Source organism: Gilliamella sp. M0320 (genome assembly GCF_016101635.1).
Lineage (GTDB): Bacteria > Pseudomonadota > Gammaproteobacteria > Enterobacterales > Orbaceae > Gilliamella > Gilliamella apis.
Map to the genome: position 1 here is coordinate 134879 of NZ_JACFQD010000005.1, position 23246 is coordinate 158124.

Sequence of the window (23246 nt, forward strand, 5' to 3'; positions counted from 1 at the left end):
ACTATTTCTCTGTTTTACCAGTATAGTTAGCTGGCAACACCACTTTATTCTTATGTTTAGTGAATAATTTCGTTATAAATAAGAAGAATAACGGAACATAGAATATTGCTAAGAACGTTGCCGTTAACATACCACCAATAACCCCTGTACCTACCGCTTTCTGACTTACAGAACCGGCACCGCTACTGGTAGCCAGTGGATAAACACCGAGGATAAAGGCAAATGAAGTCATTAAAATTGGGCGTAAACGTAAGCGACAAGCTTCTAATGTTGCATCAATTAATGACTTACCTTCTTTTTCTAACGCATCTTTAGCAAATTCTACGATCAAAATAGCATTCTTAGCTGATAGACCCATCGTTGTTAATAGACCAACGATAAAGTAGATATCATTATCAAGGCCTCTAAACATAGTTGCATATACGGTACCAATAATACCTAATGGGATAACGAACAAGATAGAAATAGGTACAGTCCAACTTTCATATAATGCAGCTAATGATAAGAACACTACAATAAGTGAGATAAGATAAAGTGTTGTCGTTTGTGAACCTGTTTGACGTTCTTGGTAAGAAATATCTGTCCAATCATACGAGAAACCTTTTGGTAAGTTTTTAGATAATTTTTCCATTATTGCCATAGCTTGTCCAGAACTCATACCTGGTGCAGCTGATCCACTGATGCCCATCGCTGCAACTCCATCATAACGAACTAAAGATGGCGAACCATAACTCTTAGTTGTAGTGGCAAATGCATCATAAGGAACCATTTCACCTTTTTGATTTTTAACATGCCAAAAGCTGAAATCATCAGGTAACATTCGATAAGCTGAATCAGATTGTAAATAGACTTTTTTAACCCGATTGTTATAAACAAAATCATCAATATAAGCAGAACCCAATGCTGTTGAGAGTACGGTATTTACGCTACTTACTGCAACACCAAGTGCTTGGGCCGTTTCAAAATCAACATTAATCTTATATTGTGGAACATCTAGCATACTACCTGGACGAACTTGTTGTAGATTAGGATTCTGTGCAGCTTGACCCAATAATTGGAAAAATGCCCCCATCAGTGCCTCATGGCCAAGTCCAGCGGTATCTTTTAACATGTAAGAAAAACCATTTGCCATACCAAGTGATGGCACAGCCGGTACATTAGTAATAATGACACGACCTTCAGTAACAGTAGAAGCAAATCCCCAACCACTACCAACTAATGCATCCACTTTTTGATCCGGGCGTTTCCGTTCATCCCAATCTTTTAAGCGAATAAAACCTAGTCCCATGTTTTGTCCACGACCAACCATACTAAAACCAGCAACGGTAAAGATTTCCTTAACTGAATCAGCTTTTTCATTCATATAAAATTGAGAGGTTTTGTTCAATACACCCATGGTTTGTTCTAATGTCGCACCAGGTGGTAACTCAACCATTACAATCAACACCCCCTGATCTTCATTTGGTAAGAAACCAGTTGGTAAACGGTTAAAGCCAAACACTAAGCCAACAACTATTAAGACATAGCAAACAAATGAAATCAACGGATAACGAATAAATTTAATCACACCTTTTTCATAGGCATGTAAACTCTTGTTATATAAATTATTAAACTTATTAAAAAACCATTTAGTTCCGATTGAAAGCCAGCTAAATGGAGGTATGCTTTCTAATTTTTCGCCTAACGTAGTTATCTTAACTTTATTTTTCGATGGTGCTTTTAAAATTTGCGCACAAAGAGCTGGTGTTAATACAATTGCCATCAATACTGATAAAGCCATCGATGTTACAATTGTGATTGAAAATTGACGATAGATCCCCCCTGCTGCACCACCATAAAATGCCATTGGTACAAATACCGCTGATAGTACCACGGCGATACCCACTAGTGCCGAAGTAATTTGTTCCATCGATTTGACAGTAGCATCATAAGGCGAAAGTCCTTCGTCATGCATAATACGTTCAACGTTCTCAATTACCACGATGGCATCATCGACCAGAAGACCGATAGCAAGCACCATAGCAAACATGGATAACGTATTAATGGTAAATCCACATATATATAAAACTGCAAACGTACCTAACAATACAACTGGTACGGTGATAGTTGGAATAAGTGTAGAACGCAGATTTTGTAAAAAAACATACATAACGATAACAACCAATATGATTGCTTCAATTAATGTATGAACTACGTTATTAATCGATAACTTAACGAACGGAGTTGTATCATAAGGATAGGCAAATTTGATATCCTCAGGAAAAATCTGTGATAACTCTTGAATTTTTTGGTCAACTTTTGCTGATGTATCGAGCTGGTTTGCACCTGTCGCCAAATAAATACCTAAACCAGCTGATGGTTTACCGTCATAACGTGAAAGAAAGTTATAATCAGCCGCGCCAATTTCAACCTTGGCGACATCTTTTAATAAGATGTTTGAACCATCTGTGTTAACTCGAACTAAAATATTTTGAAATTGCTCAGGTGTTTTTAACCGTGATTGAGCTGTAATGGTTGCATTAAGCTCTTGTCCTTCCGTTGCAGGTAAAGCACCAAGTTGCCCTGCTGTAACCTGCGCATTTTGCGCCTGAATGGCAGCAATAATTTCTTCAATAGATAGATTAAAATAATTAAGTTTGTTTGGATCTAACCAAATACGCATTGCATATTCAGAACCAAATAACTGAGTATCACCGACTCCTTGTACACGACGTATCTGATCTTGTACCGTTGAATAAATAAAGTCAGCAATATCTGCTTGTGTTTTTTGAGGATTAGTAGAATAGAAACCAATAACTTTTAAGAAGTTGGTATTATTTTTAGCAACCGACACCCCATTTTTTTGCACACTTTCTGGCAGACGTGATTTTATACTCTCTACTTTATTTAAAACTTGCACTTGCGCAAAATCAGGGCTAGTACCCGGTGCAAAGGTCAAAGTTGTTTGTACAACCCCCTGGGCACTACTGGTTGATTTCATATAAATCAAATTATCCAAACCAGTTAAGTTTTGCTCAATTAATTGGGTAACCGTATTTTCAATGGTTTGTGCATCAGCCCCTGGATAAACAGCAGAAACAGTAACAGCTGGCGGCGCGATATCAGGATATTGTTCAACAGCGAGTAGCTTAATACATAAAGCACCGCCCAGCATCATCATGATAGCAATTACCCATGCAAAAACAGGTCTATCAATAAAAAACTTAGCCATAATTAACTCTACCCCTGTTTTATTTCACGCTGCTTTTGATGATATTGTCTAATTGCTCTTGAGAAAGCGTAGCTGGTTTGTCTACCGCTTGAGCCTTCATTGGTTGCCCCCTTTCTACTGCGGTTAAATTAAGTAAACCTGTAGTAATCACTTGTTCACCAACATCAATACCACTGGTAACAACCCAATAACCACTTATACCTGTATAAATTTTAATGTCTTGACGATATTCAACAGTATTATCTGGTTTTAAAATCTTAGCAGTATACTGACCTTTTTGGTTACTAGTAATGCCTTGTTGCGGAACCAACACCGCATTTTTAATTGTACCTAATGTCAATTGTGGTTTTACAAACATCCCCGGTAAGATTTTTCCTTCAGCATTAGAAAATTGCGATCGTAGAGTAACAGTTCCTGTCGTTTCATTAACCGTCATATCTGAAAATTTAATATTTCCTGGTAAAGCGTATTTTGAACCATCATTAAAAAATAACTCAACATTGTCACCTTGAGCTGGCTCATAAATAATATTTTCATCTTGAAGATATTTATTATAACGAGTTGCAGCTTCAGTCATATCAACATAGATAGGATCAAGTTGTTGTACCAAAGCTAATGGAGCAGGTTGTCCTGCTGATACTAATGCCCCTTCTGTCACACTTGATTTACCAATATAACCATCAATTGGCGAGTATACTTTAGTGTAGTCTAAATTAACTTTGGCAGCGTGCTCTGCTGCTTGAGCAACTAAAACACTTGCCTCAGCTTGTTTGGCATCAGCAGCAGCTTTATCATATTCTTGTTGACTGATTGATTTGGTATTCAAAAGTCCTGCGTAACGTTTTAAGGTTAGTTGAGCTATATTAGCGTTAGCTTTAGCGCTAGCTACACTGGCCACTGCACTATCATAATTAGCTTGATAAATAGCAGGATCAATTTGATAAAGTGATTGACCAGCTTTAACGTTTGAACTTTCTTCAAATTCTCGATTTAGTACAATCCCACTAACCTGTGGTCGGATTTCAGCGATTTGGGAAGCAACAACCCGTCCAGGTAAGTTTATTTTTAGGGTATAGTTTAAAGGTTCAACTTTAAAAACAGTTACCTTTGGTAATTGGCCAGCACCATCTTGTGATTGATTATTATCACAACTGGCTAATAATAGACTAGTTAATGCCACTGGCAGAGTAAGTAATAGCTTATTAAATCTCATATAAAAAAGACCTCGGTAACTTAATAATTATTTTTTAAATAAAAACAATGAATATTATTCAAAAGTGATCGGAGATTTTACAAAAAATATGCATAGATTGTAAGAGTCTTAACGCCTTAATAGCACAGAGTTCTAAAAATTAACTGACTTATTGGATTTAAAAGCGAATTTATAAAAAATTTCTATTGATAATTATGATTATTTGTAGAAATAAAGTAATATATACAAATAGTTTTTCGCGCTGTAATAAGTAAGTATGGATTTAACTTAAAAGTAAAAAAATTTCATTATGGTATTTTTTAATCCTTTTTTTTCAATTATATTATTGAATAATTTGAATCTATATTTAATTTAATTCTGAGTGGGTATTATGGATAATTTACGTACTGTTCTAATTGTGGTTGCATCCTTGGTCATTATTGCATTATTAATTCATGGGCTTTGGATCAATAAAAAAGAACGTTCTTCTTTATTTAAGTTAGGCAAAAAAGATAAATTCACAACACATACTCAGCAATATGAAGACATCTATAATGATGATGAAGATGATGTGATTTTACTAACGCCAAAAAGCAAAACAAAACAGGATGATACTAATGTCCATGTTAATGAAGGATTAGTAAAAGAAGAAGAACAACTGCCTCGTCAAGTCGACCTGTTTTCAGATGATGACGACCAACAACCGAAAATCGATATTAAGGTTTCTAATGAATCGACTAGCGATTTTCAATCGAATAGCTTTACTGCTCAACCAGTTAAAGAAAATACTGAAAATGAAAAACCAACTAAAAAAGTTGGTGAGGATATCATAACCGAGCATTCTCAATCGGATGAAAAACTTGAAAAACAAGAAAAAATTACGATAGACGATAGTGAAGAAGCTAAAACTGAAATTATTGTATTAAATGTTACTGGCTTAAATGGCAAGGAACTACAAGGTGATATGCTATTAGCTAGCATCATGCAATCAGGATTCCAATTTGGTGATATGCGTATTTTTCATCGCCATGTTGACCCTGCCGGTAATGGACCAATATTATTTAGTTTGGCGAATATGATCAGTCCAGGACATCTAGATCCTGAAACTATGCACGAATTTACAACACCTGGCGTATCGATTTTTATGGTTGCGCCAACTCATGGAAACAATCAACAAAATTTCAAATTAATGCTACAAACTGCGCAACGTATCGCTGATGATGTTAATGGTGTAGTTTTAGATGATGAACATCACATGATGACACCACAAAAAATCGATAGTTATAAAGAACGCATAAAGAAAGCTTGTAATGAAATTTAAGCTAGCAGTTTAAAATTCCTCATTTTTGCTACTATTCCGCTAAAAAATTAGCGGAATAGTCTGGCTTATATTAGTTAATTGACAATTTTTATTAAAATCTATTGTTCTAAAATACCTATAAATACTATTTTATTAATAAATTTAAAAACCTTCATGTTAATTTAAGAGTTTAAAATCATGCCACAATCAAATATAACTGAACATTCAGTATCGCAATCTGGATCTCACCAAAATGTAATAAAACAGATCTCGACTTTACGTAACCTGATAAGACATCATGAATACTGTTATTATGTGCTGGATACACCTGAAATACCAGATGTGGAATATGATAAATTAATCAAACAGCTACAAAATCTAGAGCTCACTCATCCCGAACTCATTACCCCTGACTCACCAACTCAACGTGTTGGGGGAGCCCCATTATCACAATTTTCTTCGATCAAACATCAACTGCCTATGTTATCTCTGGATAATGTTTTTGATGAATCAAGTTTTATCGCTTTTAATAAAAGAATAAAAGATCGCTTAGAGCTAGATGAAGATCAAGCCGTTGAATACTGTTGCGAGCTAAAACTTGATGGATTAGCTGTAAGTCTGATATATGAAAATGGCCAATTTATTCAAGCTGCTACACGAGGTGATGGCACAACTGGCGAAGATATTACCGCCAATGTACGAACCATAAAAACCATTCCTCTCGTATTGCAAGGTGAAAATATACCACCTCGTTTAGAAGTTCGTGGTGAAGTGTTTATGACACATAAAGGCTTTACTAAATTGAATGCAGAGGCGGAAAAACGCAACGAAAAAATATTTGCGAATCCAAGGAATGCTGCGGCAGGTTCATTAAGACAGTTAGATCCAAAAATCACAGCCAAAAGACCGCTTACTTTTTTCTGTTATGGCGTTGGTATTTATGAAGGAGCTGACTTACCGAATACTCATTATGCAAGACTAATGCAATTTAAAGCTTGGGGTCTACCAGTAAGTGACAAAGTTCAAATTCGCCATGGTGCAGAAGAAGCACTAGATTATTTTAAGCAAATTGGCGAGCAAAGAATGTCATTAGATTTTGATATTGATGGTGTTGTAATTAAAGTAAATAGCATTGCTGAACAAGAACAACTTGGTTTCGTTGCTCGTGCACCTCGTTGGGCTACCGCATTCAAATTTCCAGCACAAGAAGAAGTAACAAAGCTAAATAAAGTCGACTTTCAAGTTGGGCGTACTGGTGCGATAACGCCTGTGGCAAGATTAGAGCCAGTTTCAGTTGCAGGTGTAATTGTAAGCAATGCCACACTGCATAACAGTGATGAAATTATCCGTTTAGGTATTCGTGAGGGTGATTATGTCACCGTTCGTCGAGCTGGCGATGTTATTCCTCAAATTGTCGCAGTAATTAAAGATCGAAGACCTGTTGATACTAAAGAAATTATTTTTCCAACTCACTGCCCGATTTGTGGTTCAATCATTGTCCGTGATGAAGGAGAAGCGATATCTCGTTGCGCCGGAGGATTAATTTGTCAGGCACAACGTAAAGAGGCCTTAAAACATTTTGTTTCTCGCCGAGCAATGAATGTCGAAGGTTTTGGCGATAAAATAATTGAACAATTGGTTGACAAAGAATATGTCAAAACACCTGCAGATCTTTATAAACTCACAGTACCAATTTTATGTTCATTAGACAAAGTTGGTGAAAAATTAGCTAATAATTTAATGAACGCATTAGATAAATCAAAAAATACGAGTTTAAATCGATTTATTTTTGCACTTGGTATTCCTAATGTTGGTGAAGTAACTGCAGAAAATTTAGTTAATCAATTAGGAAATTTAACAGCAATTGAAAACGCATCTTTGGAACAATTACAATCGGTAAATGATATTGGTGCTGTAATTGCAGAAAGTATTATCGACTTCTTTCAAGAACCTCATAACCGCACGGTAATTGATCAATTAATTAGTGAGGAAATTGGTATACACTGGCCAGATGTAGAAGTAGAACTGTTAACAACAGATTCTCCGTTTTCTAACAAAACCATTGTGTTAACAGGAACTCTATCATTATTAACGCGCGATGAAGCAAAAACCAAATTAAAACAACTTGGTGCTAAAGTAACGGGTAGTGTTTCCAAAAAAACCGACTTAGTAATTGCTGGAGAGTCAGCCGGTTCAAAATTAGCCAAAGCGCAAGAACTTGGAATAAAAGTGATTGATGAACAAGAATTGATAAATTTATTAAATCAATGAATATAAAATAGTGGAATATATTAAGCTAATCAAGCAAAATGGCTTAATCCCAAACTCAAGGAGAAAATTATGCCTTTATTAGACAGTTTTAAAGTTGATCATACTAAAATGAAAGCGCCTTTTGTGCGAATCGCTAAAACCATGGCAACCCCAAAAGGTGACGATATTACAGTATTTGATCTTCGCTTTACTATACCTAATAAAGCACTACTACCTGAAAAAGGTATTCATACTTTAGAGCACTTATTTGCAGGCTTTATGCGTGATCATTTAAATAGTGATAAAGTTGAAATTATTGACATCTCACCAATGGGCTGCCGAACCGGTTTTTATATGAGTTTAATTGGTAAACCAGAAGAATCTTTAGTTGTTAATGCATGGTTACAGGCTATGCATGATGTTATGAATGTAAAATCTCAATCGCAAATCCCAGAGCTGAATGAATATCAATGCGGAACTTATACCATGCACTCTTTAGATGAAGCCAAAGTGATTGCTGAAAAAATTATCCAAACTGGAATTGAAATATGTCATAATCAAGACATTGCATTAACTGATGAGCAACTTGCCACCATTAATAATTAGGAAATATTCATGCCAAATGTAGTTATTGATTTTTTAGAAGGACGCACCATTGAACAAAAACGTGAAATGGCTAAACGAGTAACTGATGCAATTGTTGAAACGCTTAACTGTAAACCAGAGGCGGTACAAATTATTATGCATGAAGTATCAAAAGACCAAATTGCCAATGGTGGCGTACTAAGATGCGACAAAGATTAATAAATTAATTTATTTGTAAATAAAAATTAACCTCAAAATCGATAATAGATTTTGAGGTTAAACGATTAAATAATTACAACAACTAAATTAAAAATATAGCAACTCCGTAAAATTCTCTTTTTAAAGAGTTAATGATTACAGTGGTGTAAATGTAGTATATGTCCTAATTTATTAGCTTTAGTCGCTAAATAATGTTCATTGCTTGGATTTTCTCCCACTTCTAAAGGCACTCGTTCAGTAACGTTAATTCCCGCTTGTTCAAGAACTTTTATCTTTTCCGGATTGTTAGTTAATAATCGAACTTGAGACACATTTAGTAACCTAAGCATATCTGCACATAAGGTGAAATCACGTTCATCAGCAGCAAAGCCTAATTGTTCATTGGCCTCAACCGTATCTAAGCCCTGATCTTGTAGGGCATAAGCCCTAATTTTATTTAGCAAACCAATATTACGCCCTTCTTGACGATGATAAATCAAGACACCTTTACCCTCTTTAGCTATCTGCTTCAATGCAGCTTCTAATTGAAAACCACAATCACATCGTAAACTAAATAATGCATCGCCCGTCAAACATTCAGAATGAACACGTGTTAATATGGATGAATGATCATTAATGTCACCAAACACTAATGCGACATGATCCTTACCTGTTGCAATTTCTTCAAAACCAACAATAGTAAAACATCCCCACGGGGTTGGTAGTTTAGCTTGTGCAACATGTTTTAATTGCATTATTATCTCCAAGTTTCATCACAACATGATTAAGATTTTTTAAAAGAAAATCGTGTTTCCATGTTAAAATAAATAAAATTTTATGCTTAATTGAGTTTTAAATGGGGTTAGTAATAAAAAAAACAATAGTGCCATTGATCTTATTTCTGATTATACCGTTATCTGTTATAACCGTAAATTGGCAGTGGCAACCAACGTCAATAAATAATATATCTAAATATTTATTTTGGGTAACTGAAACAGCTAGTTTTCCGTGGGCAATAATAACATCTGGGCTGTTTTTTTTACTCTTTTACCTAAAACTTGTTAATAAAAATAAAAAAACATTATTACTATTATGGTTAGTTTTAGTCAGTGCAATGTTAGGTGGGCAAGTTGTTAAGAGTATCATCAAACAACAAACTGCTGAATCCAGACCTTATGTTATATGGTTAGATAAAGAGTTTAATCTTGATGAAAAGCAATTTTATTCACAAACAAGAGCAGAACGTAAAGCTAATATTGAAAAATTATTAGCCAATTCAACCATTATTCCTACATGGTTATCTAATCATTGGCAAAGTGAAACAGGTTATGCTTTTCCTTCTGGGCACACTTTATTTGCAGCCACTTGGGCTTTATTAGCCATAACGCTACTAAGTTTTAAACGACATTTTTTTATTGTATCAATCATTACTATTTGGTCATTGCTCATTGAAACGAGTCGACTATTATTAGGCATGCATTCAGCTTATGATTTAATATTAGGGATATTGCTAGCTTGGTTAATTTCACTTATCTGCTGTTTTTATGTTAAAAAATGGCATATAGTAATGGAATAAAGCAAAAGAAAAGAATAGTTTTAAAGAAAAGAATTAGGTAATATCAATTTTTTAATAAAAATAATAAGGTTAGCATTATGAAATTAGTAATATCAATTTTATTGATAATTCTTATTTTCGCCATTTCGATAACTATAGGTTCAGCTAATAATCAAATAGTAACTTTTAACTATTTAATTGCTAAAACTGAAGTCAGATTATCTGTATTACTGGCAATATTATTTGGTTCAGGTTTTTTAGTTGGCTGGATATTAACTGGAATATATTTCTTAAAATCTAAATTCCAACATTCATCGACGAAACGTAAATTGAATAAATTGCAAAAAAGATATGATGAAGACATATCTAATCATCAGAAAATGAATTTAACCAATACCAATTAAAATAGGTAATTATGTTTGAATTGTTATTTCTGTTACTGCCAATAGCCGCTGCCTATGGCTGGTATATGGGTGACAGAAATGCCAAACAAAAATATTTAAATCAATCGAATCGATTATCTCGAGAATACGTGGATGGTCTAAATTTTCTTTTGTCTAATCAAAAAGATAAAGCTGTTGATATTTTCCTTGATCTACTTAAAGAAGATGAAGGTACCCTCGAAGCGCATCTAACACTAGGAAACCTATTCCGTTCACGTGGCGAAGTTGATCGCGCTATACGTATTCACCAAGCATTAATGGAAAGTTCATCATTAACATTTGATCAACGATTATTAGCAATTCAGCAACTTGGACGAGACTATATGGTTGCGGGGCTTTATGACCGTGCCGAAGAGATGTTTTTACAATTAATTGATGAAGAAGACTTCCAGCAACATGCTCTACAACAGTTACTTATCATTTATCAATCTACAAGCGAATGGAACAATGCGATTAATATCGCAACCAGACTGGTAAAACTTGGCAATGAAAAATATAAGATCGAAATCGCCCAATTTTACTGTGAATTAGCAGCACTCGCTATCGCTGATGATGATTTAGAACAAGCATACAACCTATTAAAAAAATCTGCTACTGCCGATGCTAATTGTGCTCGTACTTCATTAATGCTTGGACGAGTATTCATGGTTCAAAACAAACTCGAACAAGCAATTGAATCTTTCCAACAAATAATAAACCAAGACAAAGCTTTTATTGGCGAAGCCTTACCTCTATTAAAAACATGTTATACTCAAATAAGTCAGCCACAACTATTCAAACAGTTTTTAGAAATTTGTGTCAAACAAGACACTGGTAATGTAGCAGAACTGATGCTTGCCGATATTGTTGAAAAAAATAATGGGCTAGATGCGGCTCAATATTACCTTTATCGTGAATTATTAAAACACCCAAATCTTAAAGGTTTTTACCGATTAATGGATTACCATGTAGCTGATGCTGAACAAGGAAAAGCCAAACAAAGTCTATTACTTCTTCGAAATATGGTAGGCGAACAAATAAAATCAGTTCCTAATTACCGGTGTCAAAAATGTGGATTTACCGTTAATACTCTCTATTGGTTGTGCCCAAGTTGTCGCTCATGGTCAACCATAAAACCTGTTCGTGATTTCGAACATCATTCAAATAATTAAAAGAGTTTAATATGTTTCTAATTGATTCGCACTGTCATTTAGACAGTTTGGACTATACTAATAAAACGCTTGATAGCGTTTTGCAAGAAGCACTACACAATGATGTGAAACATTGTCTAAGTGTTGCAACAACATTGTCAGGTTATGAATCGATGAAAGCAATGCTAATGCCATATAAAAAACAGTGCTCGTTTTCATGTGGTATTCACCCACTTAATTTAGATGATGAACCTTACGACACCGAGCGTTTTGCTCGTCTTGCACAAGAAGATAATGTTATCGCTCTTGGCGAAACAGGTCTTGATTATTACTATCAACAAGATAATCTTGAATTACAGCAATACAATTTTATACAACACATTCACTTAGGTAAACAATTAAAAAAACCAATAATCGTCCATACCCGTAACGCCAAACAAGATACCCTAAAAATATTAAAAGAAGAGCAAGCTTACGCGGGTGTCTTACATTGTTTTACTGAAGATATTGATACAGCTAAAGCTTTATTAGATATTGGTTTTTATATTTCATTTTCAGGGATTATCACCTTTAAAAATGCCGAATCTCTGCGAGAAGTAGCAAAATTTGTGCCTTTAGATCGCATTTTGATTGAGACTGATTCTCCCTATTTAGCGCCCGTTCCCTATCGAGGGAAAGAAAATCAGCCCGCTTATGTTAAAGAGGTAGCTAATTATTTAGCTGCACTAAAAGGTGTAACTCTTGATACTATTGCACAACAAACTACAACAAACTTTTGTCAATTATTCAATTTAAAAGGAGTAATTAATGAGTAACAAATTAACAATCAATTGGGATGATTTTTTAACTAATTATTGGCAAAAAAAACCAGTTATTTTACGTAATGCTTTTAGTAATTTTATCGATCCTATCTCCCCTGAAGAACTAGCTGGTCTTGCCATGGAAGAAGAAATTGAAAGTCGAATTGTTACTAACAAAAATGGAAAATGGGACGCAAAATATGGGCCATTTATTGACTATAGTGACTTAGGTGAAGATCATTGGAGCCTACTGGTCCAAGCTGTCGATCATTGGCATGAGCAAGCAGCTACTTTAGTTGAACCGTTTAAATGCATTCCACAATGGCAATTTGAAGACCTAATGATATCTTATGCAACCCAAGGTGCTGGCGTTGGCCCTCATATTGATAATTATGATGTATTTATCATTCAAGGTAAAGGCCGCCGTCGTTGGCAAGTTGGTGATCGTAATCCTAATTATAAACAATTTAGTGCTCATAAAGCTTTATTACATGTTGAAGATTATCAACCTATTATTGATGAGGAAATTACTGCTGGAGATATTTTATATATTCCAATTGGTTTTCCACATAATGGGATATCGATTGGCGAATCACTTAGTTATTCGGTAGGATTTAGAACCCAAACATCACAAGACTTATTAAGTGGATTTGCTGATTATGTAATTGATAACTTACCTAATGGCATCTTCTATCAAGACCCTGACTTAAAGTTACCTAGCGATCCGTATCTAATCCAACCATATGAAATTGAAAAGCTTAAAAGTCAAATGATTGATTTAATAAATAATCCAGCTTTATTTAATGATTGGTTTGGTAAACATATCACAATGCCTATGCATGAACTAAATATCATTCCTGTTGAACCAGCTTATGATTTAGATGAATTCGAAGCAATTCTCAAAGCTGGAGCTGAACTCTACCGAGTTCCTAGTATCCGTATCTTAAAAATCGGTGATAGCGCTTATATCAACGGAAAAAAAATACCTTTACCAATGACAACAATTAATTTGTTATGTGAAACTGAAGTACTTTGCTATGAGCAAATACAAGACGATGTAACCTTAGATGTCATGTTAAAATTTGTTAATCTTGGTTATTGGTATTTTGCCGAAGAATAAAATTTTCATCTTAACAAAATCGGTTACTAAGCTATCGGCTAACATCCGTAAAATGGCAAAATTATCGACTAATTTGTCTAAAAAATTAGATATTTTTCAATATTAAACAGATAATTTTGCCAAAACAACAATAAATAAAATAAAAGCTGATATTTTTGGATTTTCATTTAGCTTTTTACCATTTTTAAGTATATACTTGCCCCCGCTTTTTGAGCCCCTTCGTTTAATGATGAGTTAAACAAAATAACGCTTAGATTGAACCACTATCTTTTTATTGACTTGAGGTAAACATGAATATTAATGCAAGCATGACCAACCAAGCTGAGAGTGAAAGCGCACAAACAACTCCTTATCAAAAACGTACTTTATTTGCATCAACAGTAGGATATGCATTAGACGGTTTAGATATGATGATTTTAGGTGTTTGTTTTAGCCTAATTGCAACTACTTTTAACCTAACCAAATCCGATCTAGGTACATTAACTTCGGCGACATTATTAGGGGCTGTATTAGGTGGAATTCTTTTCGGCGTACTTGCTGATAAATTTGGCCGTGTTAGAGTATTTTCATGGACAATTTTAATCTTCTCATTATTTACGGGCCTTTGTGCTATTTCACCAAATTATGAAAGCTTTTTAATTTTTCGCTTTCTTAGTGGCCTTGGTTTGGGAGGTGAATTTGGTATAGGCATGACATTAGTATCAGAAAGTTGGCCTAAAAACAAACGTTCCAGAGCAACTTCAATTGTGGCATTAGGCTTTCAAGTGGGGATAATTCTTGCCGCCCTAACGGTTAATTTTATTGGTGAAGTGCATGGTTGGCGCTGGGCATTTGCCATGGGTGTATTACCTGCACTATTTGTTGCATGGACGCGTAAAGGTTTAAAAGAGCCTGAAATTTGGCAAAACTTAAAAGATCAAAATAAAAATAAAATAGCCATCGGAAAACTATTTAAAACCCCTAGAATCACAGCTACCACTATAGGTTTAACTATTGCTTGTGCAGTACAAAATTTTGGGTTTTATGGATTAATGGTTTGGATGCCTAATATGATTGCGACTGAATTAAAACTACCATTCAAAAATACGATGTTTTGGACCATATCAACCACGATTGGTATGTCATTAGGAATCTTAATTTTCGGTTGGTTATGTGATAAATTTGGTCGTCGCCCATCTTATATAATATTTTTACTTATATCAGCTATTTCAATATGGTTCTATTTTCACCAAACTGATATGTTAGTTTTAATACTATTTGGTTCAGTTATTGGCTTTTTTGTTAATGGTATGATGGGTGGATATGGAGCTTTGTTGGCTGAACATTATACAACGGATGCCCGTTCAAGTGCTGAAAACATTATATTTAACGTTGGTCGTGGTATTGCGGGTGTATCGCAAGTACTCATTGCCTATTTAGCGACTGTTTACTCCATCAGTTATGCATTAGCACTACTTTCTGGAGCTTACTTGTTATCAGCAATAGCCTTTATCTTCTTAATTCCAGAAACCAAAGGCAAAGCATTAGAGTAATTACATAAAAAAACAGGGCTTTTAGCCCTGTTTTGCTAATAAAAATACTAATTATTTTTAACTATTTTGCATCACAATCAGCTGATTTTAAGTGTATACTAAACACCATTTCATCTTTAATATAATAATTGTGAATCGCACCATCGGGGAAAGCATTTTTAAAGTCTTTCATTTCGCTATTATCTGAACAATAAAGAGTTTTTAATGCATCAGCAGTAACTTTTTTACTTTGGTCAATATCCAAATCATCTTTAGATACATCCATTACATATTTATAGTTAATTGAATTATTCTCTTTATAAAGATCAACTAGGTTAGAATATTCATTCACTTTTACTGGTAGTAAACGTTTAGCTTCACTAATATATTTATCCTGAGCTTTACTTAGATCTGGCTTAGTTGCCTGCGTATCATTTGAAACTGGTGCAGTTTTTGCTGGCTCACTATTAGTACTATTATCAGCTGGTTTAGATTTTGAATCATCACAACCAAATAGAGCAGCAGCTATAAAGATCAATGCTGAATATTTTAAACCTTTCATATAAATTCCTTATTATAAAATTAATTAATCACTTAATTAGATGAAGAAGACTATTAAATTGTAAATTATAACTATAAAAAAATACACAACTTTAATAGTAAAGAAGAAAGAAAAAATCATTTTTATACAATATATAAAAAGGGCTACAATAGCCCTTTAACATATTGTAATTATTATAAATTAATTAATATGCATACCACCAGTTACACCATATACTTCGGCGGTGGTATAGCTTGATTCTTCTGATGCTAAATGCACATACACGCCAGCTAGTTCTACCGGTTGCCCCGCACGTTTTAATGGTGTTTGTTTACCAAACTCTGGAATCACTTCACTTGGTTGACCACCACAAATTTGTAATGGTGTCCATACTGGACCTGGTGCTACACAATTAACACGAATACCTTTACTACCTAATTGCGCAGCTAAGCCACGAGTGAACGCGATAATCGCCGTTTTGGTTGAAGCATAATCCAATAAGTTACCACTTGGTTGGTAAGCTTGCACCGAAGAAGTGGTAATAATCGTCGAACCTGGTTTTAAATAACCCAATGCGTCTTTGGTTACCCAAAATAGTGAAAACACATTGATTTCAAAGGTTTTAATGATTTGTTCCGTAGTCAATTGCATAATATCTTCTACAGCTGTTTGTTTACCAGCCACTAAGGTTAGATTATCAAGCCCACCTAATTTTTTATGCGCTTCATCAACTAATTTTTTGCAAAATACCTCATCACTTAAATCGCCTGGAATCAACACTGCTTTACGCCCTACAGATTCGATAACTTTCGCTACATCTTCAGCATCTTTTTGTTCCGCCGGCAAATAGTTAATTGCTACATCAGCACCTTCTTTTGCATAAGCAATAGCTGCTGCACGACCAATCCCTGAATCACCACCAGTAACCAACATTTTTCGACCTTCTAACCGTTGATGACCTTGATAACTTTTTTCGCCACAATCAGGCACTGGATTCATTTCATATTGTAAGCCAGGAGGAGTTTGTTTTTGTTTAGGAAACTTGTCATGATGATATTTGGTTGTGGGATTATAGGTTTGCTTACTCATAATTTTCTCCTAAGTTAGACATGTATTTGTAGACAAATTCAATATAACTTAAATAAAATCAATTAATAATCACAAAATCCTATTGCCAGACATATTTTATATCTTTAAAATACTTAATTAATTCAATTAATTATATTAACCGATAACACACTGTAAAAAATAATAACCATTGATAACCAAAAAAATTTGAGAATAAAGTAACAGTGACTTCCTTGAATGGCCTAGCGAGGACAGAAGAAACTTATGCTAAAACCATGACTGATGATAAATTGAACAACAAAAATAGTGTAACAAATAAATTAACATTAAGCTAGCAATGCAAGTTTAATAATAATTATTTATTAGTTGGGCAATTAGTCACAACTACTGTTAGCACTCTTTACTCATCTATATATAAGATTATTTCTAATTACTTTTACTTAACTCCCATGACAATCTGCTGGGGTTAATTCAACCACGATAATCTCTTTATTATCAATAAAATAATGATAGTTTGCACCATCCGGAAATGCTGTTTTTAACTGCTGCATTTCTTCATTATTTTCACAATAAGCCTTAAACAAGGCTTGACGGATAGTATCAAGAGTACTTGGCAATAATAACGTATATTCAGAGGTATTTTTAACCTCATATTGATAATTGACGATATTACGATCTTTATCTTTATCGATACCAATTAAAGTCGTTAACTCATCAATCGCAATGGGTAAAGATTTCTTGATAGGTTCAATCATTGCATTTTGTACCGCAACAAGTGATTCATCATTAACATTATCTACGGTATTTTCTTTCGCTTTCTCACAGCCAAACATTAAAACACTTACCAGCAAAAATGTAACCAATTTAAGTATTTTCATATAGGTATCTCTTAATGAGTAATAAATAATGATTAGCAATACAAGGTTAAAAAAGTTAGTTTACTTTTAAGCTCAATGATTGATATTTATACACTAACCAGCCATAAAATGCCAAACTAAAACCAAAATTAATCTTTTTTAAGACTTAAAAAACCCCTTTCCTCAAAAATTTTTTCAAACAATAAACATACTAATTAAAACTGCTTTTAAAAAAAGCATAAAAAAGAGTTGCACTTTTTTTTAAAACGAGTATTTTGATTAAATATTTTTAAAAAATGACAAAATAATTACAAAAAAATTATGAATTTTTCACTCATCCTCGTCCTCATTAACATTATTGTCAGCGTGGTCATTATTCCAACGCGGGGGCGTCTTTTGAGTTAAATATATGGTTACCATATTTCAAAAACCCCCGCCCCAAAAAGCGGGGGTTTTTTTATGAACAATTTTGACATTAAAAATAAATGAGCAAAAGTAACAAGTGAGGAATAAATGTTAGGAACACAGTGGATAGTAAAAACCTTAAAAGAAAAAGGCATTACCACCGTTTTTGGATATCCTGGTGGTCAAATTATGCCTCTATACGATGCACTTTATGATGGTGGAATTGAACACGTACTATGCCGTCATGAACAAGGTGCCGCAATGGCAGCCATTGGTTATGCTCGCGCTACCGGCAAAATTGGAGTTTGTATTGCAACATCAGGCCCTGGTGCAACCAATATTATTACAGGCCTTGCTGATGCATTAATTGATTCAGTACCCGTTATAGCCATTACCGGACAAGTTCCAACTACATTAATTGGCACTGATGCCTTTCAAGAAGTTGATGTTTTAGGCTTATCCTTAGCTTGCACCAAACATAGCTATTTAATTGATGATGCCACCCAGTTGCCGAATACCTTACAAGAGGCTTTCAATTTAGCCAATTCGGGCAGGCCGGGACCAATATTAATTGACATCCCAAAAGATATCCAACTTGCCGAACATGATTACCAAACCTATTTAACACCGACAACCATAAAAACTCCTTCTGATAATAGTCAATTATATCCAATTTCATCTAACGAGATTGCCCTTGCTAAACAAATGATTTGCCAAGCCGAAAAACCAATGCTTTATATTGGTGGTGGCGTTGGACTATCGAATGCAATTGCAGAAATGCGCGAGTTTATGAACTCAACGCAAATACCTAGTGTATCGACATTAAAAGGACTCGGCGTTGCTGATCTTAACAATCCTTATTACTTAGGATTAATAGGTATGCATGGCGCCAAAGCAGCTAATTTAGCAGTGCAAGAATGTGATTTATTGATTGCTTTAGGCGTTAGATTTGACGATCGAGTAACAGGCAAACTCAATGAATTTGCTAAACATGCTAAAGTCATTCATATTGATATTGATCAGTCTGAAATCAATAAATTACGCCAAAGCCATTTAGGATTGCAAGGTGATATCAAACATGTTTTACCAATGCTTCATCAAACTGTCTCTATTAAAGATTGGCACGAGAGAATTAAACAATTAAAGGCGCAACACCCTACCCGCTACGATCATCCAGGGGAAGCTATCTATGCACCGGCATTACTAAAACGTATTTCAGAAAGAAGACCTGTCAACAGCGTAATTACCACTGATGTCGGTCAACACCAAATGTGGACAGCGCAACATATGAGTTTTAATCATCCACAAAACTTTATTACTTCCAGTGGATTAGGAACAATGGGCTTCGGTCTACCCGCTGCAATAGGAGCACAAATGTCCAGACCTGAAGATATGGTAATTTGTGTATCTGGTGATGGTTCTTTTATGATGAATGTACAAGAATTAACCACAATAAAACGTAAAAAATTGCCAGTGAAAATTGTGTTAATTGATAATCAACGCTTAGGTATGGTCAGACAATGGCAAGAGCTTTTTTTTAATGAAAGATATAGCGAAACCAATTTATCGGATAACCCAGACTTTCTAATGTTAGCTAAAGCATTTGATATTCCGGGACAAATGATCAGCAAAAAAGCGGAAATCGAACCAGCACTTGATAATCTATTTAATTCATCCGGTGCTTACTTACTGCATGTATGTATTGATGAACTAGAAAACGTATGGCCACTAGTACCACCAGGGGCAGCAAATGAAAATATGTTAGATAAAAGTAATAAGGAGTAAGTGATGAATCAATTAGCGACACATCAATTTACTATAAAAGCCAATGATAAATTGGGTTCTCTTGAACGCATTTTACGCGTTGTTCGCCACCGTGGCGGACATATACAACAGATGCAAATGCAATCAATTGATAATCATTTATTTATCTTAAATCTAACATTAACTACGGAACGATCGCTATCATCATTACAAAGCCAAATTGGCAAATTGGAAGATGTTATAGCGATTGAATAAAGCTTACAATAAACCTTATTCAAACAATAGGTTAAATAAAAAAGAGTATTTTTTATAGAAGTTAAACAAACAAAAAAGTGATGTATAATGCTTACCATTAAATGAATAAAAGCAGTATACATGCTTAACAAAAGTAAATTTAAGAGGAAAACAAAAAATGGGTACTACAGCAAAATCTGATTATATTTGGTTAAATGGCGAAATGGTTCCATGGGCAGATGCGAAAATTCACGTTATGTCACATGCCCTGCATTATGGTACTTCAGTATTCGAAGGTGTCCGTTGTTATGAAACAAACAAAGGGCCAGCAATTTTTCGTCATAAAGAACATGCACAGCGCCTATTGAATTCAGCTAAAATTTATCGTTTTCCTGTTCCTTATTCACTTGAAGAGATCATGGAAGCAACCCGCCAAGTAATTAAGAAAAACAATTTAAAAAGCGCATACATTCGTCCATTAGCATTTATTGGTGATGTTGGTATGGGTGTTATTCCTTCTGCAGGTTATCAAACAGATGTTATGATTGCCGCATTCCCATGGGGAGCCTACCTTGGTGAAGACGCCTTAGAACAAGGTATTGATGCAATGGTATCATCATGGAACCGTTTTGCTCCAAATACCATTCCAGCAGCAGCAAAAGCTGGTGGTAACTACTTATCTTCACTACTTATCGGATCTGAAGCTCGTGCTAATGGCTTCCAAGAAGGGATTGCATTAGACGTTAACGGTCAGCTTTCTGAAGGTTCAGGTGAAAACCTATTTATCGTTAAAGACGGTATCTTATTTACCCCATTACTATCATCATCTGCACTTCCAGGGATCACTCGTGATGCCATCATTACCCTTGCTCGTGATTTAGGCATTGAAGTACGTGAACAGACTCTATCTCGTGAATCACTATATCTTGCTGACGAAGTGTTTATGACCGGTACTGCGGCCGAAATCACACCTGTACGAAGTGTTGATCGTATTCAAGTTGGTATTGGTCGTTGTGGCCCAATCACTAAACAAATCCAACAAACATTCTTCGGATTGTTCGATGGGAAAACTGAAGATAAATATGGTTGGTTAGATCTAATTAAATAAGCATTGATAAGTACCGCCGATTTAGATTAATTCGGCGGTGTCATCATTTTACTATTTATTAAGAACTCAAAAATGTACCGATAGAAATCGGTCGCTTGCATTAGGAAAAATTGGGAGCAACAAATGCCTAAATATCGTTCGGCAACCTCAGTTGAAGGTCGCAATATGGCAGGCGCCCGCGCCTTATGGCGTGCAACAGGCGTAAAAAATGAAGACTTTGGTAAACCCATCATTGCAGTGGTTAATTCATTCACACAATTCGTACCTGGCCATGTCCACTTAAAAGATATTGGTCAACTAGTGGCAAAAGAAATTGAAGCTTGTGGAGGTATTGCCAAAGAGTTTAATACTATTGCTGTTGATGATGGTATCGCTATGGGCCATGGTGGTATGCTTTATTCATTACCATCTCGAGAACTCATTGCCGATTCAGTTGAATATATGGTTAATGCACACTGTGCTGATGCTATGATTTGTATCTCAAATTGTGACAAAATTACCCCTGGGATGTTAATGGCGTCACTGCGCTTAAACATTCCAACCGTATTTGTTTCGGGTGGTCCAATGGAAGCCGGTAAAACTAAACTGTCAGATCAAATCATCAAACTCGACTTAGTTGATGCTATGATCCAAAGTGCTAATCCTACTGTTAGCGATGCTGACAGCGAGGCTATTGAACAATCAGCCTGCCCGACTTGTGGATCATGCTCGGGGATGTTTACTGCTAACTCAATGAACTGTTTAACTGAAGCGTTAGGTCTCTCATTACCAGGGAATGGCTCACTGGTTGCCACCCACAAACAACGTGAACAACTTTTCTTAAATGCAGCTAAGCGCATTGTTGAAATAACCAAACAGTATTACGAGCATGATGATGTAGCTTATTTACCTCGTTCAATTGCAACTAAAGCTGCTTATGAAAATGCTATGTCACTTGATATCGCCATGGGTGGTTCAACAAATACCGTATTACATTTACTTGCCACAGCGCAAGAAGGTGAAATAGACTTTACCATGTCAGACATCGACAGATTATCGCGCAAAGTTCCTCATCTATGTAAAGTTGCGCCAAGTACCGCAATTTATCATATGGAAGATGTCCACCGTGCCGGGGGGGTGGTCTCCATCATGTCTGAATTGGACAAAGCAGGATTACTAAACCGTAACGTACATAACGTACTTGGTTTAAGTTTACAAGAAACCTTTGCCAAATATGATATTACGCAAACAACTGACGAAGCCGTCAAAAAAATGTATCGCAGTGGTCCGGCAGGCATTCGCACCACCAAGGCCTTCTCTCAAGATTGTTATTGGGATAGCTTAGATGATGATCGTGAAAATGGCTGTATTCGTGATAAAGCACATGCTTATAGCCAAGATGGTGGATTAGCAACCCTTTACGGTAACGTCGCCCAAGATGGCGCTATTGTAAAAACCGCCAGTGTTGCTGCCGAAAACCTAGTCTTCCGTGGTCCGGCCAAAGTTTATGAAAGCCAAGAAGATGCTGTTGATGCAATTTTAGGTGGCAAAGTAGTGGCAGGCGATGTGGTAGTGATTGTCTACGAAGGACCAAAAGGTGGACCAGGTATGCAAGAGATGCTCTATCCGACAAGTTACTTAAAATCAATGGGGCTTGGTAAAGCCTGTGCATTAATCACTGATGGTCGTTTTTCTGGTGGTTCATCGGGATTATCTATTGGTCACATTTCACCAGAAGCTGCTAATGGTGGGGTGATTGGTCTTGTTCGTGATGGCGATATTATCGATATCGACATCCCAAATCGTAAATTAGAGCTCATCGTACCAGAAGATGAATTAGAACGTCGCCGTGTCGCAGAACTTGCTCGTGGTGATAAAGCCTTTACTCCTCATAATCGTGACCGTTATGTCTCATATGCACTAAAAGCTTATGCTAGCTTAGCAACTAGTGCAGACAAAGGTGCGGTACGTGATAAAAGCAAATTAGGTGGTTAA

Annotated in this window: 20 protein-coding genes; 14 read left to right on the forward strand and 6 right to left on the reverse strand. The window is 35.4% G+C overall.

Translation table 11 applies throughout. The annotated features are described in order from the left end of the window. Position 1: 1 nt before the first annotated feature. Both H3T83_RS07815 and H3T83_RS07820 read right to left on the reverse strand, forming a co-directional pair. Complete coding sequence (locus H3T83_RS07815) at positions 2-3211, reverse strand: efflux RND transporter permease subunit (RefSeq protein ID WP_198215490.1); 3210 nt, start codon at positions 3209-3211, stop codon at positions 2-4. Between the two features lie 19 nt (positions 3212-3230). Continuing rightward, on the reverse strand, positions 3231-4424 hold the full coding sequence (locus tag H3T83_RS07820) for an efflux RND transporter periplasmic adaptor subunit (RefSeq protein ID WP_198215491.1): 1194 nt from the start codon (positions 4422-4424) through the stop codon (positions 3231-3233). Between the two features lie 367 nt (positions 4425-4791). Between H3T83_RS07820 and zipA the strand changes: the two genes are divergently transcribed. The 4 genes from zipA (at position 4792) to H3T83_RS07840 (ending at position 8757) form a co-directional block, all read left to right on the forward strand. After that, positions 4792-5724, forward strand: coding sequence for a cell division protein ZipA (gene zipA, locus H3T83_RS07825; RefSeq protein WP_065650995.1), 933 nt, complete (start codon positions 4792-4794; stop codon positions 5722-5724). A 177-nt stretch (positions 5725-5901) separates the two neighbouring features. After that, positions 5902-7974, forward strand: a complete 2073-nt coding sequence (gene ligA, locus H3T83_RS07830; protein WP_065650932.1) for an NAD-dependent DNA ligase LigA — start codon at positions 5902-5904, stop codon at positions 7972-7974. A 69-nt stretch (positions 7975-8043) separates the two neighbouring features. Beyond that, entirely contained in the window at positions 8044-8559 is a 516-nt protein-coding gene (luxS, locus tag H3T83_RS07835; protein ID WP_198215492.1) for an S-ribosylhomocysteine lyase, read from the forward strand. A 9-nt stretch (positions 8560-8568) separates the two neighbouring features. Next, complete coding sequence (locus tag H3T83_RS07840) at positions 8569-8757, forward strand: 2-hydroxymuconate tautomerase (protein WP_034901609.1); 189 nt, start codon at positions 8569-8571, stop codon at positions 8755-8757. A 128-nt stretch (positions 8758-8885) separates the two neighbouring features. Here H3T83_RS07840 and ribA read toward each other — a convergent pair whose 3' ends face one another. Continuing rightward, entirely contained in the window at positions 8886-9491 is a 606-nt protein-coding gene (ribA, locus tag H3T83_RS07845) for a GTP cyclohydrolase II (RefSeq protein WP_034901611.1), read from the reverse strand. A 101-nt stretch (positions 9492-9592) separates the two neighbouring features. On the opposite strand from ribA, the gene H3T83_RS07850 reads away from it, so the two are divergent. The 6 genes from H3T83_RS07850 (at position 9593) to H3T83_RS07875 (ending at position 15316) form a co-directional block, all read left to right on the forward strand. After that, entirely contained in the window at positions 9593-10312 is a 720-nt protein-coding gene (locus tag H3T83_RS07850; RefSeq protein WP_065578424.1) for a phosphatase PAP2 family protein, read from the forward strand. Between the two features lie 77 nt (positions 10313-10389). Beyond that, positions 10390-10695, forward strand: coding sequence for a LapA family protein (locus H3T83_RS07855; RefSeq protein WP_034901614.1), 306 nt, complete (start codon positions 10390-10392; stop codon positions 10693-10695). Positions 10696-10706: 11 nt separating this feature from the next. Next, the gene (gene lapB, locus H3T83_RS07860) at positions 10707-11885 is read left to right on the forward strand and encodes a lipopolysaccharide assembly protein LapB (protein ID WP_198215493.1); all 1179 of its coding nucleotides are present in this window, start codon (positions 10707-10709) and stop codon (positions 11883-11885) included. An 11-nt stretch (positions 11886-11896) separates the two neighbouring features. After that, positions 11897-12679 (forward strand): YchF/TatD family DNA exonuclease, encoded by a 783-nt coding sequence (locus H3T83_RS07865; protein ID WP_198215494.1) that lies wholly within the window; start codon positions 11897-11899, stop codon positions 12677-12679. Next, a complete protein-coding gene (locus tag H3T83_RS07870; protein WP_198215495.1) occupies positions 12672-13784 on the forward strand; it encodes a cupin domain-containing protein in 1113 nt (370 codons plus the stop codon). Before H3T83_RS07865 ends, H3T83_RS07870 begins: the two co-directional genes overlap by 8 nt. A gap of 290 nt (positions 13785-14074) precedes the next feature. After that, entirely contained in the window at positions 14075-15316 is a 1242-nt protein-coding gene (locus H3T83_RS07875; RefSeq protein WP_065650936.1) for an MFS transporter, read from the forward strand. Between the two features lie 61 nt (positions 15317-15377). Here H3T83_RS07875 and H3T83_RS07880 read toward each other — a convergent pair whose 3' ends face one another. From H3T83_RS07880 to H3T83_RS07890, 3 genes are all read right to left on the reverse strand, one after another. Beyond that, on the reverse strand, positions 15378-15857 hold the full coding sequence (locus H3T83_RS07880) for a hypothetical protein (RefSeq protein WP_065650937.1): 480 nt from the start codon (positions 15855-15857) through the stop codon (positions 15378-15380). 180 nt (positions 15858-16037) lie between these two features. Further along, positions 16038-16925, reverse strand: a complete 888-nt coding sequence (locus H3T83_RS07885; RefSeq protein WP_198215496.1) for an SDR family oxidoreductase — start codon at positions 16923-16925, stop codon at positions 16038-16040. Positions 16926-17344: 419 nt separating this feature from the next. Next, on the reverse strand, positions 17345-17782 hold the full coding sequence (locus H3T83_RS07890; RefSeq protein ID WP_198198558.1) for a hypothetical protein: 438 nt from the start codon (positions 17780-17782) through the stop codon (positions 17345-17347). 492 nt (positions 17783-18274) lie between these two features. Between H3T83_RS07890 and ilvG the strand changes: the two genes are divergently transcribed. The 4 genes from ilvG (at position 18275) to ilvD (ending at position 23246) form a co-directional block, all read left to right on the forward strand. Next, entirely contained in the window at positions 18275-19951 is a 1677-nt protein-coding gene (gene ilvG, locus H3T83_RS07895) for an acetolactate synthase 2 catalytic subunit (RefSeq protein ID WP_198215497.1), read from the forward strand. 3 nt (positions 19952-19954) lie between these two features. Continuing rightward, positions 19955-20185, forward strand: coding sequence for an acetolactate synthase 2 small subunit (gene ilvM, locus H3T83_RS07900; RefSeq protein WP_065578432.1), 231 nt, complete (start codon positions 19955-19957; stop codon positions 20183-20185). A 157-nt stretch (positions 20186-20342) separates the two neighbouring features. Further along, positions 20343-21272: a branched-chain amino acid transaminase gene (locus tag H3T83_RS07905; protein WP_198215498.1), complete on the forward strand. Its 930-nt coding sequence runs from the start codon at positions 20343-20345 to the stop codon at positions 21270-21272. A gap of 123 nt (positions 21273-21395) precedes the next feature. Further along, complete coding sequence (gene ilvD, locus H3T83_RS07910; RefSeq protein ID WP_065578434.1) at positions 21396-23246, forward strand: dihydroxy-acid dehydratase; 1851 nt, start codon at positions 21396-21398, stop codon at positions 23244-23246.